Genomic DNA, 14,432 nt, shown 5'->3' on the forward strand with positions numbered 1-14,432 from the left:
CATTTTTCTTACAATATTTATCAATTCTTTACTGCTTTAAAATGCAAAATATGATAGTATAATAACAATAGAAAATTTGTAAGGGTTTTCTTTGTTATTAAATCAAGCTTTATTAAAATAAATATGTCACATCAGGGAGGGATTCGTATGCTGGAGCAACGTTACCGCTGGAAAAACAAACATTTGCGCATGCATGTATCCGTATTGGATGGGGCACTTGCTCCCACCATCTTGTTAAAAAACGCCTTATATTTAAATCAAACCTTCCGCAAGTGGATGCGGGCTAATATTTGGATTTATGAAGACCGCATTGTTTATGTCGGAGACAATTTGCCGGCTACTACAGAAAATTGTGAAATCGTTGACTGTACGGACCAAATTCTTGTTCCAGGGTATATTGAGCCGCATGCTCATCCGTTTCAATTATATAATCCCCATACACTCGCGGCGTATGCATCCCAATTCGGGACAACAACATTAATAAATGACAACATGGCACTTGTTTTAAATATGAAAAAACGGGAAGCGTTTTCATTGCTGCGCGACCTTCGCGAAACGCCAAGCACGATGTTTTGGTGGAGCCGATTTGATTCGCAAACAGAAATACTGCATGAAGAGGAAAAATTTTCGCATAGTAATATTAAGTCTTGGCTTGAGCACGATGCTGTCCTTCAGGGCGGGGAATTAACTGGATGGCCGAAGCTGCTCGATGGCGATGACATGATGCTTCATTGGATTCAGGAAGCGAAGCGGATGCGCAAGAAAATCGAGGGCCATTTTCCTGGTGCTTCTGAAAAAACACTGGCGAAAATGATGCTGCTTGGGGCGGATTGCGATCATGAGGCAATGACTGGAGAAGAAGTTTACCGGCGCCTGATGCAAGGGTACATGGTATCGCTAAGGTATTCTTCAATTCGGCCGGATTTACCGGACATTCTTGACGACATGAAGCGGCTTGGCATAGAAGCATATGATAGATTAATATTAAATACCGACGGGGCATCTTCTGCTTTTTATGAGCAAGGGATTACCGACCAGGTGATTCGGATTGCCATTGAAAAAGGAGTTCCAATCATTGATGCCTATAATATGGCCACGGTCAATATTGCTAGATACTATAATATTGATCACTTATTTGGCAATATTGCTACAGGAAGGGTTGCCAATATCAATTTCTTATCAAGCATCGAAAATCCGACACCGGTATCGGTTCTTGCCAAAGGGAAATGGGTGAAACGAGACAACAAGAAAGTGGAGGATGCATATCCTGCGTTTCAGTGGCACCAATACGGCTTGAAGCCGATGGAACTGGATTGGGAACTGACCATGGATGACCTGCAGTACTCCATGCCGTTTGGCATCAAAATGGAAAACTCAGTTATTACCAAACCTTATTCGATTTCAATTGATGTTTCGGGAGATCAGCTTTCAACTGATCACGATGAGTGCTACTTTACCTTGATTGACCGGGAAGGAAAATGGCGGATTAACACGATGCTAAAAGGCTTTGCAAATAACCTGTCGGCCTTGGCCAGCTCTTTTTCAAATACAGGAGATATTATTTTAATAGGAAAAAATAAACAAGATATGCTTACTGCTTTTAATAGAATGAAAGAATTAGGCGGGGGAATCGTAGTAGTAGAGGACGGGGCAGTGGTGTGCGAGCTGCCATTGACGTTATCTGGCATTATGTCAGACTTGCATGTTGAGGATTTAATCGTACAGGAAAAACAGCTGTTTGCCCAATTGAGAAAGCGGGGCTATGCTTTTTCCGATCCGATTTATAGCCTGTTATTTTTCTCCACTACTCATTTGCCGTATATTCGAATTACGCAGCAAGGAATGTACGATGTTATGAATAAAACTGTACTCTTTCCTTCGATAATGCGTTAAACTATAATTAATTAAAGGGTTAAAGTGTGAAAGAAACAAGGCAGGGGAAAACAGGGGTGTTGATTCCATGAAAAAATGGGCTGTTGCCGCAGCGGCCATCTTACTGCTCATCTCAGGTTGCAGTAATAGTAAGGAGACGAGTACAAAACCAAAAGAGAAAGTAGTAGATAAGGTGGTCGAGAAGGAAGAGCAGAAACAAGAAGAGGTCGCTTATTCCTTTCCACTTACAGGGGTAAAATCAGCAGCGAAAACTGACGGAAGAGCGGTTGCGGTGATGGTCAATAACCATCCAAAGGCTCGGCCGCAATCAGGCATCAGTCAGGCAGACATTGTATATGAGTTGATTGCTGAAGGAGACGTGACCCGTTTCCTAGCCGTTTTTCAAAGCGAAAAGCCTGAGAATATCGGACCAGTCCGGAGTTCACGAGCCTACTATATCGATTTGGCTAAGGGCCTTAATGCCCTCTATATCGCTCATGGATATAGTGAGGAAGCAAGGAAACTGCTTGAGAGCAACTATGTCGACAATCTAAATGGAATGGTCTATGATGGTACATTGTTTAAGCGTTCAAGCGACAGGAAAGCACCGCACAACTCCTATATTACGTATGATAATATTTTAAAAGGTGTGGAGGAAAAGCATTATTCCATGGACCAAACACCGCCAAGTTTTACGTTTATGAAGGAAGAAGAAAAAGGAAGCATCACTGGCAACGAGGCAAAGTCGGTCATGATCTCCTACTCAAGAGGCGGCATATCCAATTCGACTTTCGAGTATGACGAGGGGCTTGGAACATATAAGCGGTTTTCAGGCGGAGAGCAAACCGTCGACAAGGAAACCAATGAGCCAGTTCTGGTATCAAATATTTTCATTATTGAAGCAACCCATCAAGTTTATGATGAGGTCGGACATCTAAATGTCAATTTAAAGTCAGGCGGAAAAGGCTACTTGCTGCAGCTGGGCAAGAAGAACGAAGTGACATGGGAAAATCGGGACGGGCGTATTGTGCCTGTAAAAGATGGGGCCGAAGTTCCGTTGGTTCCGGGAAAAACATGGGTCAATGTTCTGCCTGCCAAGCCTGGGCTATCACAAAGCGTTTCGTTTGATGAACAATGATTATTTTTCTGGTAAAGGGGAAAAGTACATGCAAATAAATAAACTCCGAGGCAAAGAGCTAGATCAATTATTTCAAGCAGTTCTTTCTTTAAATGATCTCGAGGAATGCTACCGGTTCTTCGATGATTTATGTACAATTAACGAAATTCAGGCACTGGCACAACGATTAGATGTGGCCAGAATGCTCCGTGAGGGAAATACCTATCATAAAATTGAAGCGGAAACCGGCGCAAGCACTGCTACCATTTCCCGTGTGAAACGCTGCTTGAATTTTGGCAATGATACGTATGAAATGGTGTTAGAGCGAATTAAAGAAGAAAACACGAAAATTGAAGAGTAGCAGCCCAAACCGAAGAACCTGTTCTTCGGTTTTTCTTTTTCCATAATCTAGTTTCACTGTTTTGTTTTTGTATATATTCTCCTAATGATATAATGGTGTAATGGAATTAGATATTGGGGAGGCACCTGTAATGTACGATTTTCGCGAGTGGCGCCATGTGTTTAAACTCGACCCAAATAAAGAAATATCCGATGAACAGCTGGAGCAGATTTGTGAATCAGGCACAGACGCCGTCATCGTCGGGGGAACTGACGGGGTGACCCTTGAAAATGTGCTCGATATAATGGCGAGGGTTCGCCGCTATACGGTCCCATGTGTCCTGGAGGTATCGAGCATCGAAACTGTTACCCCCGGGTTTGATTTATATTTTATCCCGACGGTCTTAAACAGCAGTGACCCCAATTGGATTACTGGCCTTCACCATCAGGCAGTGAAGGAGTTTGGCGAAATCATGGATTGGGAAGAAATTGTGATGGAGGGATATTGCATCCTAAATGGGGACTGCAAAGCGGCTGCGCTGACCTCTGCTGCGACCGACCTATCCCTAGAGGATGTCAAAGGCTATGGGATGATGGCAGAAAAGATGTTCCACTTGCCCATCTTTTATTTGGAATATAGCGGGACCTTCGGTGATCCACATGTTGTTGCCGAGGTGAAAAAGACGCTTAACAATACAACCCTGTTTTACGGCGGCGGGATTACCACGTTGGAACAGGCGGCAGAAATGGCCAAGCATGCCGATGTAATCGTAGTAGGCAATGCTATTTATGATAACTTTGATGAAGCGTTAAAAACGGTGAAAAGTGTCTCCTAGAAATTTGCGGTGGACTGAAAGTAACGTTACAATAAATGTAAGAACAAATGTTTGTATTTGGTGGTGGGAATTTTGCAATATTTAACAGATAAATTATTGAACGGTTTAAACCCGGAGCAGCAGCGGGCGGTCAAAGCAACAGATGGACCGCTGTTAATCATGGCTGGTGCCGGTTCCGGCAAGACGCGGGTCTTGACGCATCGAATTGGTTATTTAATCGTGGAAAAGCGGGTAAATCCCTACAATATTTTGGCGATTACCTTTACCAATAAAGCAGCCCGCGAGATGAGAGAAAGAATTGCGAAAATGATGGGCGGAACAGCTGACGAGGTTTGGATTTCCACCTTTCACTCGATGTGTGTAAGAATACTAAGACGCGATATCGACAGGATTGGCTACAACCGCAATTTTACGATTCTCGACTCAGGAGATCAGCAATCTGTCATCAAAGGCATATTAAAAGATAAAAATATTGACCCGAAAAAATTTGATCCAAGGGCTATCCTTGGATCGATCAGCTCGGCAAAAAATGAATTGATTACCCCTGAAGAATATAAGAAAACAACTGGCGGTTATTACGAGGACGTTGTCAGCGATGTATACGAAGAGTACCAAAAGCGGCTGCGTAAAAACCAGGCACTCGACTTCGATGACCTGATTATGATCACAATTCAATTGTTTCAGCGGGTGCCGGATGTACTGGAATATTATCAACGCAAATTCCAATATATTCATGTCGATGAGTATCAAGATACGAACAAAGCCCAATATTTGCTCGTTAAGCAGTTAGCCAATCGCTTTCGAAATCTTTGTGTTGTCGGTGACTCCGACCAGTCGATTTATCGCTGGCGCGGTGCGGACATTGCCAATATTCTGTCGTTTGAAAAGGATTATCCAAACGCGCAAGTGATCCTGTTAGAGCAAAACTATCGCTCGACAAAACGGATCCTGATGGCAGCGAACAAAGTCATCGAGAAGAATTTTAACCGTAAGCCGAAAAATCTGTGGACGGAAAACCCGGAAGGCAACAAAATCAGTTATTACCGCGCAGACAGCGAGCAGGGAGAAGCTCAATTTGTAGTTGGGAAAATTAAGGAGCTGACTCGAGATGGCAAGCGTAAGCTGTCTGATGTCGCGATCCTTTACCGTACCAATGCTCAGTCCCGTGTCATGGAGGAAGTACTGCTAAAATCAAATATCAACTACTCCATTGTCGGCGGCACGAAATTCTATGACAGAAAAGAAATCAAGGACATGCTTGCTTATTTACGCCTCGTATCCAACCCGGACGACGATATCAGCCTGCAACGGGTTATTAATGTGCCAAAGCGCGGTATTGGCTCAAGTTCCCTTGATAAAATTGCCAATTTCGCGTTGATGCATGACATCTCGCTATTTCAGGCGTTGGCGTCAGTGGACTTGATTGGACTAAGCCCGAAAATTACCAAAGCAGCAAAAGAGTTTCATGCGTTAATTAATAACTATACGCAAATGCAGGAGTTCCTGTCTGTCACGGAGTTGGTAGAAGAGATTCTCGATAAAACTGGCTACCGTGAAATGCACGAGGCGGAAAAATCACTAGAGGCCCAAAGCCGCATCGAAAACCTCGAGGAATTGCTTTCCGTTACGAAGAACTTTGAAGAAACAAGTGAGGACAAGACACTTGTCGGGTTTTTAACTGATTTGGCGCTAGTAGCTGACATCGATTCAATGGATGATGATGAAGAGAAGGCCGATGCCGTAATCCTTATGACCCTGCATTCGGCTAAGGGGCTGGAGTTCCCGATTGTGTTCTTAATCGGGATGGAAGAGGGCGTATTCCCGCATAACCGCTCGCTGATGGACGAGGCGGAAATGGAAGAGGAGCGCCGCTTGGCTTACGTTGGGATTACTCGTGCTGAGCAAAACCTAATTTTGACTAATGCGCAAATGAGGACATTATTCGGACGTACTAACATGAACCCAGCCTCCAGATTTATCGGTGAAATTCCAGAAGATCTGATTGAGGGTGCTGAACCAGCGCGGAGAAATTCACCGTTTGGTTCCAGGGGATCTGGAGCATCTGGCTCCTCTTTCGGGTCATATTCCGGAAACACAGGTTCATCATCATTTGGTTCACAAAGAAGTTCAATTGGTTCACAAGCAGCACCAAGAAAGCCGGTGATGCGTCCTGTTTCGGCCGCTTCAGGCGGGGACGAGACGGCCTGGAAGGTTGGCGATAAGGCGGAGCACGGCAAATGGGGCGTGGGTACCGTTGTCAGCGTGAAAGGTCAAGGTGAAGGCACCGAGTTGGATATTGCTTTCCCAAGTCCAACAGGGATTAAGCGCCTGCTGGCCAAATTTGCACCGATTAAAAAAGTATAACTTCAGTCGTTCAGTCAAAATAGATAGGAATTAAATAGAAAGGACTGAATATATGGACCTTCAAACTGCACAACAAAAAATTAATGAATTGAGAGGCCTGCTGCATCAATATGGCTATGACTATTATGTGCTCGATAACCCTGCTGTCCCTGATGCAGAGTATGACCGGCTGATGCAGGAACTGATTGGGCTTGAGGAAGAATTCCCGGCACTAAAATCACCTGATTCCCCGACTGTCCGTGTCGGCGGGACGGTACTAGAGATGTTCGAAAAAGTTGAGCATCGCACGCCGATGCTAAGCTTGGGCAACGCTTTTAACGATCAGGATTTGAAAGATTTTGACCGCCGCATCCGCCAGGCTGTCGGCGATGATGTTTCCTATGTTTGCGAGCTAAAGATTGACGGTCTTGCCGTGTCATTGCGCTACGAGGACGGCGTGTTTGTCCAGGGAGCAACGCGTGGTGACGGGACAATTGGTGAGGACATCAGTGAAAATTTAAGAACGATCAAATCAATGCCGCTAGTGTTAACAGAACCTGTCAGCCTTGAGGTTCGCGGTGAAGCATTTATGCCGAAGCGCTCATTTGAAGCATTAAATGCAGCCAGAAACGAACGCGGCGAAGAGCTGTTTGCCAACCCAAGGAATGCCGCAGCCGGTTCACTGCGTCAGCTGGATACGAAAATTGCGGCTTCGAGGAAACTCGATATCTTTTTATACGCAATTGGCAACCCGGACACACTTGAAGTAGATTCCCATAGTGAAGGTCTCGATTATTTAGATAAGTTAGGCTTTAAAACCAATAAAGAACGGCGAAAATTCGCAGCCATTGATGATGTCATCCAGTATATCAACGGCTGGGTGGAAAAACGCCCGCATCTCCCGTATGAAATTGATGGCATTGTGATTAAAGTTGATTCATTTGCTCAGCAGGCTGAGCTTGGAACCACTGCAAAGAGCCCGCGTTGGGCCATTGCTTACAAGTTCCCCGCCGAAGAAGTGGTAACGACTCTTAAAGATATTGAACTAAGTGTCGGGCGCACCGGTGTGATTACGCCAACGGCTATTCTTATGCCGGTGAAGGTTGCCGGCACAACCGTTGGGCGGGCTTCGCTTCACAATGAGGACTTAATCCGCGAGAAGGACATTAAAATCGGCGATAAAGTGGTCATCAAAAAGGCTGGCGATATCATTCCGGAAGTCGTTAATGTACTGGCCGACCAGCGAACAGGGGAAGAAGTGGATTTCCATATGCCAACCCATTGCCCTGAATGCGAAAGTGAGCTTGTTCGTCTCGAAGGCGAAGTGGCTTTACGATGCATTAATCCAAAATGTCCAGCGCAAATCCGTGAAGGCTTAATTCATTTTGTATCACGGGATGCAATGAACATCGACGGACTTGGCGAAAAGGTTATCAGCCAACTATTTGCGGAGAAATTAATCAGCGATGTTGCCGATATTTATAAGCTCACTTACGATCAGCTGATAGCTCTTGAACGAATGGGCGAAAAGTCGGTGACCAATCTGTTAAATGCGATTGAGGCATCCAAGGGAAATTCATTAGAAAAACTGCTATTTGGTTTAGGAATTCGCCATGTTGGAGCGAAAGCGGCGAAAACCTTGGCTATAAGCTTCGGTTCCATGGAGAAGCTTGCTTCGGTAACGAAGGATGAATTGATTGCAATAAATGAAATCGGCGATAAAATGGCCGATTCGATTGTCAGCTTTTTTGAACAGGAAGAGGCAAAGGAACTGCTGCAGGAATTAGCTTCCTTTGGTGTAAATATGGACTATAAAGGAGCAAGACCGGTTTCGGCTGAAGAGTCTGATTCTATTTTTGCCGGAAAAACGATCGTGTTGACCGGTAAGCTTGAGCAAATGCCGCGTAACGAGGCGAAGGAAAAAATAGAAGCACTCGGCGGGAATATAGCTGGCAGCGTCAGCAAAAAAACGCATCTGGTCATCGCCGGCGAGGATGCAGGCTCGAAGCTGACAAAGGCTCAGGAACTGGGAATTGAAATCTGGGATGAGGCAAGGCTCCTTGAAGAATTAAATAAGTAAAGGTGGAACAAACGACGTGAGAAAGCTCTCATTGCTCGCCCTCTCCCTTGTTCTTTTGCTTACTGCCTGCGCACCTAACTTTGGCAAGCAAAATGAAGTCGTCCAAACAAAGGAGAAGGACAAAGGGAAGGCGATTATTCCAAAATATAATATTTCAGATAAGTATTACCGGACTATCCTGCCGTTTGAGCCAGGGGAAGCTCGCGGGCTGGTGGTCAATAACATTAACACACGGTTTGATTTAAATGAATTTGAAACGGGCTTGATGAGAATTGCCCAAAACAGCTTTGATACCGAAAAATATTATTTCCGTGAAGGTCAGGAAATAAAAGCCAAAACGATCCGCCTATGGCTAAACCGCCAATATAACGAAGCCCAGGCTGCGGCGAACAAAGTTAAGCCAGAGGACAATATTGGCTTAAATCCCGTGAATAATGGCTCTGAGGCAGATCCGAGCAGCCCAGTTTATTTGGCGCATATTTTGGAACATGATTATTTAACAAAGGATGACAAGGGGAATGTTTCCCTTGCCGGGATGACAATCGGGCTCGCATTAAACTCGGTATATTATTACAAGGTCCATGTTGACGGCGGTACGATTGAAAAGGAAATGAAAATTGATTCTGCAGCAATGGAGCGGGAAGGTAAGAAAATTGCAGAAGAAGTTGCTAAGCGAATCCGCGCTACGAAAGGGCTGGGAGACATCCCAATCACGATAGCACTATTTGGCCAGGCGGCAAAAACCTCTGTGGTTCCCGGGAACTTTTTTGCCTATACAACAGTGGATAAAGGCAGTTCTAGCTTAAATGGCTGGGAAAAAGTCGATGAAAAATACTTTTTGTTCCCGTCAACAGCCGCAACAGAGGCCCATCGGGATGATACGATTGCCTTTCTGAATTTTAAGCAGGATGTCGAAGAATATTTTCCAAACTTTAATGGGGTTATCGGTAAGGCATTTTATGTCGGAGACCAGCTTCAAGAGTTGAATATCACGATTCCAATACAATTTTACGGAAAAACAGAAGGAATCGGCTTCACGCAGTATGTCACCGGATTAGTCATGGAGCATTTTCCAGAATACATTTCTGTTACGGTTAATGTTACTTCGGTAGACGGCCCTGAAGCATTGATTGTCCGCAAAGCGAATGCAAACGAACCATTAGTTCATATTTATCAGTAGATCCGGTTGAGTGACCGGGTCTTTTTTTTGCATATGGGCGACCTTTGAAGGTGAAATAGTTCTGTTTGCAAAGGCCGCTAATTTTGCGCTGCATTAATCATTTGATAGAAAGATATGAATCATGTAGAATGGTCTTTGGATGTAAACGTTTACTATAGGAGGGGTTTTGCAATGGTACAACCTTATAAGCATGAACCATTTACAGATTTTTCGATTGATGAAAACCGCCAAGCTTATCTGCAAGCATTAAAAACGGTAGAAGGCTATTTAGGACAGGATTATCCTCTTGTCATTGGCGGCGAAAAGATTACTACTGAAGAAAAAATCGTATCTTATAACCCAGCCAATAAAGAAGAAGTAATCGGCCGTGTTTCCAAGGCAAATCAGGAACATGCCGAAAAAGCCATGCAGGCTGCTGTCGAGGCATTTAAAACTTGGAAAAAGACAAAGCCGGAGGTTCGCGCTGATGTGCTGTTCAAAGCTGCAACTATCATCCGCCGCCGTAAGCATGAGTTCTCTGCTCTTATGACCAAAGAAGCCGGCAAGCCTTGGAGAGAGGCAGATGCCGATACAGCTGAAGGAATCGACTTCCTTGAATATTATGGACGCCAAATGCTTGCTCTAAAGGATGGAGTTCCAGTTCAAAGCCGTCCTAATGAGTTCAACCGTTATAACTATATTCCACTTGGAGTGGGCATCATCATTTCGCCATGGAATTTCCCATTCGCGATCATGGCCGGAACAACGGTTGCTGCGATTGTAAGTGGTAATACAGTATTATTAAAACCAGCTTCCACAACTCCAATTATTGCAGCTAAATTTGTTGAGGTAATGGAGGAAGCAGGCCTTCCGAAAGGCGTGTTGAACTTCGTTCCTGGCAGCGGTGCAGAAGTAGGCGACTACTTAGTTGACCATAAAGATACTCGGTTCATTAGCTTCACAGGCTCTCGTGATGTCGGACTTCGCATTTTCGAACGTTCTTCAAAAATTAACCCGGGCCAAATTTGGATGAAGCGCCTGATTGCAGAAATGGGCGGTAAAGATACAATTGTCGTTGACTCTGAGGCAGACTTAGAATTGGCAGCACAATCAATCGTTGCCGGTGCTTTTGGCTTCTCCGGACAAAAATGTTCTGCATGCTCCCGCGCAGTTGTCGTTGAGTCAGTTTATGATCAAGTCTTGAACCGTGTTGTCGAATTGACGAACCAATTAACAGTAGGGGATCCAACCGACCAGGGAACATTCATGGGCCCAGTTAACGATAATAATGCTTTCAAGAAAATAATGGAATACATTGAAATCGGTAAAGGTGAAGGCCGTTTAATGGCTGGCGGCGAGGGTGATAATTCAAAAGGCTATTTCATTAAGCCAACTGTCATTGCCGATTTATCTCCAACGGCACGTATTATGCAGGAAGAAATCTTTGGTCCAGTTGTTGGTTTTACAAAAGCAAAAGATTTCACCGAAGCAATTGAAATTGCGAACAATACTGAGTATGGTCTAACAGGTGCAGTTATCACTAAAAACCGTGCTCATCTTGAGCAGGCACGTGAAGACTTCCATGTTGGAAACCTCTATTTCAACCGTTCCTGTACGGGAGCAATTGTCGGCTACCAGCCATTCGGCGGCTTCAACATGTCTGGAACCGACTCCAAAGCCGGCGGACCAGATTACCTATTGCTGCATATGCAAGCAAAAACAACATCTGAAATGTATTAATTTAATGTTTGGTGAAAAACCTCTTCTCACTTATGTGGGGAGGGTTTTTTTTTGTTATGAAGGACAAAATCCAGCGGGTGTGGGTTGAAACTGTCCTTCATCGGGTGTATGAAGGACATAATCGAGCGAGGGCAGGTAGAAACTGTCCTTCATCGCTATTTTAAAAGACAGAACTATAGACGGGGGAAGTGAAAGTGTCTAATAGCGAGCCTCTATTAGACAAAAATCATACAGGTAAAGGTAAAAATGTCTAATAGAAGCCTTCTAAAAGACAGATTAACCCAGCCCAACCATGAAACTGTCTAATAGGCACCCTCTAAAAGACAAAATCACATCCTGCTAGCACAAAATTGTCTTTTATAAACGGTTTATGACAATTATGTGAAACAATTCACAGAAGACGCTGTATTGTGATGAACTTCACAATCATAAATGGGTCATGGATTTACAATGTATTTATAGAGAAAACCTTATTTAAATTGAAAACTATCAAGTAACCATATAGGAGCGATCCATAATGAAAAAACTAGTTATGATTGGTAATGGAATGGCTGGGGTCAGAACAATCGAGGAAATTTTAAAGCAAGCGCCAGAAGAATTTCAAATTACCATTTTTGGAGAAGAACCACGTCCAAACTATAACCGAATTAAGCTATCAAATATCCTTCAGGGTGACACGAGCTTTGAAGAAATTATTATCAACCCGCTTGCATGGTATCAAGAGAATCATATTCAACTATATACCGGAGAAGCCATTGTCAAAGTTGACCATACTAACAAACGTGTCATCAGTGACAAAGGCCGTGAAGTACAGTATGACGAATTAATAATTGCAACAGGTTCCAAATCTTTTATTCTGCCAATTCCAGGGGCGGACAAACAAGGCGTAACCGGGTTTCGTGATATAAACGATTGTGAAATGATGATCAAGTCTGCGGATCAATACAAAAAGGCTGTGGTCATTGGCGGCGGTCTGCTCGGTCTTGAAGCGGCACGAGGCCTGCTCAACCTTGGTATGAAGGTTGACGTTGTTCACCTTATGCCAATTCTCATGGAACGTCAATTAGACCAGATTGCAGCCTCTATGCTAAAGGCAGAGCTCGAATCACAGGGCATGAACTTTTTAATGGAAAAAGAAACGGTCGAAATTCTAGGGGACGAACGGGTCACTGGTCTCCGCTTTAAAGATGGTTCTGAAGTAGAAGCCGACCTTGTTGTCATGGCGATTGGTATTAAATCTAACACACAAGTAGCCAAAGACAGCGGCATCTTTGTTAATCGCGGTATTGTAGTCAACGATTTTATGGAAACGAGTGTACCGCATATTTACGCTGTCGGCGAATGCGCAGAACATAGAGAAATCGTCTATGGATTAGTGGCGCCGTTGTATGAACAAGGGAAGGTGCTTGCCGGTCACATTTGCGGCATTGCAACAGAACCATACCAAGGCTCTGTTACTGGAACCCAGTTAAAAGTAGCCGGAGTTGATTTATTCTCGGCAGGAGAAATTTTAGAAGACGGCACGACACAATCGATTATGGCGTACAACGACTATGATCGTGTTTATAAACGGGTCTTAATCAGAAATAACAATATTGTTGGAATCGTGATGTATGGAGATACAAAGGACAGCACAAAGTTGTACCGCATGCTGACGAAAAAAGAGGACATTGCGGGCATGACCAACGTTTCAATTTTTCAATCAGAGTGCACTGGTGAAGCCGGCAGTGACGATATTGCCTCGATGCCAAATGATGAACTTGTGTGCGGCTGTAACGGAGTAACCAAAGGTGCGATTGTAGACGCCATTCAAGCGCAAGGTCTGACAACTCTTGATCAAGTCAGCCATTGCACGAACGCGGGCCGCTCTTGCGGACGCTGTAAACCAATGGTTGCCAGCATCCTTGCCCATACACTAGGCGATCAATTTGACGAAAATGCGGCACAAAAAACAAGCATTTGCGGCTGTACAACGTTAAGCCGTGAAGAACTGGTTGAAGAAATCAAAGCCAAAGGCTTAACCACTGTGAAGGAAGTCATGAATGTTCTTCAGTGGAACAATGAGGAAGGCTGCTCCAAATGCCGTCCAGCCATAAACTACTATCTTGGCATGATTTACATGGATGGGTACAAGGATGACCGCGATTCTCGACTGGTAAATGAAAAAATGCATGCCAACATCCAGAAGGACGGAACCTATTCTGTTGTACCAAGAATGTACGGTGGCGTGACAACACCGCAGGATTTAATTAAAATTGCCAAAGCAGCTGAAAAATACAATGTTCCATTAGTAAAATTAACTGGCGGTCAGCGGATTGGCTTGTTTGGAATTAAAAAAGAAGATCTCCCAGCTATCTGGGAAGAGCTGAATATGCCATCTGGTTATGCCTACGGAAAAACACTGCGCACTGTAAAAACCTGTGTCGGCGCCCAGTTCTGCCGCTATGGTACCCAAGACTCAATGGCACTGGGAATTCAGCTTGAGAAGAAATTTGAGCGACTCGATACGCCGCATAAAGTGAAAATGGGTGTATCGGCTTGTCCAAGAAACTGCTCTGAATCAGGCATTAAAGATATTGGTTTTGTCGGCATCGATGGCGGTTGGGAAATCTACGCCGGAGGTAATGGCGGGGTCGACCTCCGGGCAGGAGACCTGTTATGTACCGTGAAAACGGAGGAAGAGGTCATGGAAATAACCGGTGCTTATCTACAGTACTATCGTGAAACAGCCAATTATCTGGAGCGTACCTCCAAGTGGCTGGAACGTGTTGGCCTGGAACATGTACAAGATCTGCTGGCAAACGATGAAACTCGGAAAGCATTGAACGAACGCATGGACCAAACCTTGAAGAAATACATTGAGCCATGGAATGAAGCGATTCAGAACGAGGAAGTTCAAGATAAATATTATAAAAAGCAAATCATTAAGGTCGGGGAGTGAGTTCA

9 protein-coding genes are annotated in these 14,432 nt (G+C 44.3%); all 9 read left to right on the forward strand.

Annotated elements, in window-relative coordinates; genetic code table 11:
• Window positions 1–147 precede the first annotated feature (147 nt).
• Window positions 148–1,893 carry an adenine deaminase C-terminal domain-containing protein gene (locus ACZ43M_RS02130; protein WP_464505847.1) on the forward strand — a complete coding sequence of 582 codons (1,746 nt, stop codon included), beginning with the start codon at window positions 148–150 and terminating at the stop codon, window positions 1,891–1,893.
• Between the two features lie 67 nt (window positions 1,894–1,960).
• Entirely contained in the window at window positions 1,961–3,010 is a 1,050-nt protein-coding gene (locus ACZ43M_RS02135; RefSeq protein WP_464505848.1) for a DUF3048 domain-containing protein, read from the forward strand.
• A gap of 28 nt (window positions 3,011–3,038) precedes the next feature.
• A complete protein-coding gene (locus tag ACZ43M_RS02140; protein ID WP_464505849.1) occupies window positions 3,039–3,350 on the forward strand; it encodes a YerC/YecD family TrpR-related protein in 312 nt (103 codons plus the stop codon).
• A gap of 130 nt (window positions 3,351–3,480) precedes the next feature.
• Window positions 3,481–4,164 (forward strand): heptaprenylglyceryl phosphate synthase, encoded by a 684-nt coding sequence (gene pcrB, locus ACZ43M_RS02145; RefSeq protein WP_464505850.1) that lies wholly within the window; start codon window positions 3,481–3,483, stop codon window positions 4,162–4,164.
• A 72-nt stretch (window positions 4,165–4,236) separates the two neighbouring features.
• On the forward strand, window positions 4,237–6,528 hold the full coding sequence (pcrA, locus tag ACZ43M_RS02150) for a DNA helicase PcrA (protein WP_464505851.1): 2,292 nt from the start codon (window positions 4,237–4,239) through the stop codon (window positions 6,526–6,528).
• Between the two features lie 52 nt (window positions 6,529–6,580).
• Window positions 6,581–8,587, forward strand: coding sequence for an NAD-dependent DNA ligase LigA (gene ligA, locus ACZ43M_RS02155; protein ID WP_464505852.1), 2,007 nt, complete (start codon window positions 6,581–6,583; stop codon window positions 8,585–8,587).
• Between the two features lie 16 nt (window positions 8,588–8,603).
• Entirely contained in the window at window positions 8,604–9,767 is a 1,164-nt protein-coding gene (locus ACZ43M_RS02160; RefSeq protein WP_464505853.1) for a CamS family sex pheromone protein, read from the forward strand.
• A gap of 171 nt (window positions 9,768–9,938) precedes the next feature.
• Window positions 9,939–11,486, forward strand: coding sequence for an L-glutamate gamma-semialdehyde dehydrogenase (pruA, locus tag ACZ43M_RS02165; RefSeq protein ID WP_464505854.1), 1,548 nt, complete (start codon window positions 9,939–9,941; stop codon window positions 11,484–11,486).
• A 517-nt stretch (window positions 11,487–12,003) separates the two neighbouring features.
• Window positions 12,004–14,427 (forward strand): nitrite reductase large subunit NirB, encoded by a 2,424-nt coding sequence (gene nirB / locus ACZ43M_RS02170; protein WP_464505855.1) that lies wholly within the window; start codon window positions 12,004–12,006, stop codon window positions 14,425–14,427.
• The last annotated feature ends 5 nt before the right edge of the window (window positions 14,428–14,432 follow it).

This window comes from Neobacillus sp. B24 (assembly GCF_055381825.1).

What these genes read in the sequence shown, in the direction of transcription:
- ACZ43M_RS02130 (WP_464505847.1), top strand. Translation starts at nt 148, where the DNA reads ATGCTGGAGCAACGTTACCGCTGGAAAAACAAACATTTGCGCATGCAT.
- ACZ43M_RS02135 (WP_464505848.1), top strand. Translation starts at nt 1,961, where the DNA reads ATGAAAAAATGGGCTGTTGCCGCAGCGGCCATCTTACTGCTCATCTCA.
- ACZ43M_RS02140 (WP_464505849.1), top strand. Translation starts at nt 3,039, where the DNA reads ATGCAAATAAATAAACTCCGAGGCAAAGAGCTAGATCAATTATTTCAA.
- pcrB (WP_464505850.1), top strand. Translation starts at nt 3,481, where the DNA reads ATGTACGATTTTCGCGAGTGGCGCCATGTGTTTAAACTCGACCCAAAT.
- ligA (WP_464505852.1), top strand. Translation starts at nt 6,581, where the DNA reads ATGGACCTTCAAACTGCACAACAAAAAATTAATGAATTGAGAGGCCTG.
- pruA (WP_464505854.1), top strand. Translation starts at nt 9,939, where the DNA reads ATGGTACAACCTTATAAGCATGAACCATTTACAGATTTTTCGATTGAT.
- nirB (WP_464505855.1), top strand. Translation starts at nt 12,004, where the DNA reads ATGAAAAAACTAGTTATGATTGGTAATGGAATGGCTGGGGTCAGAACA.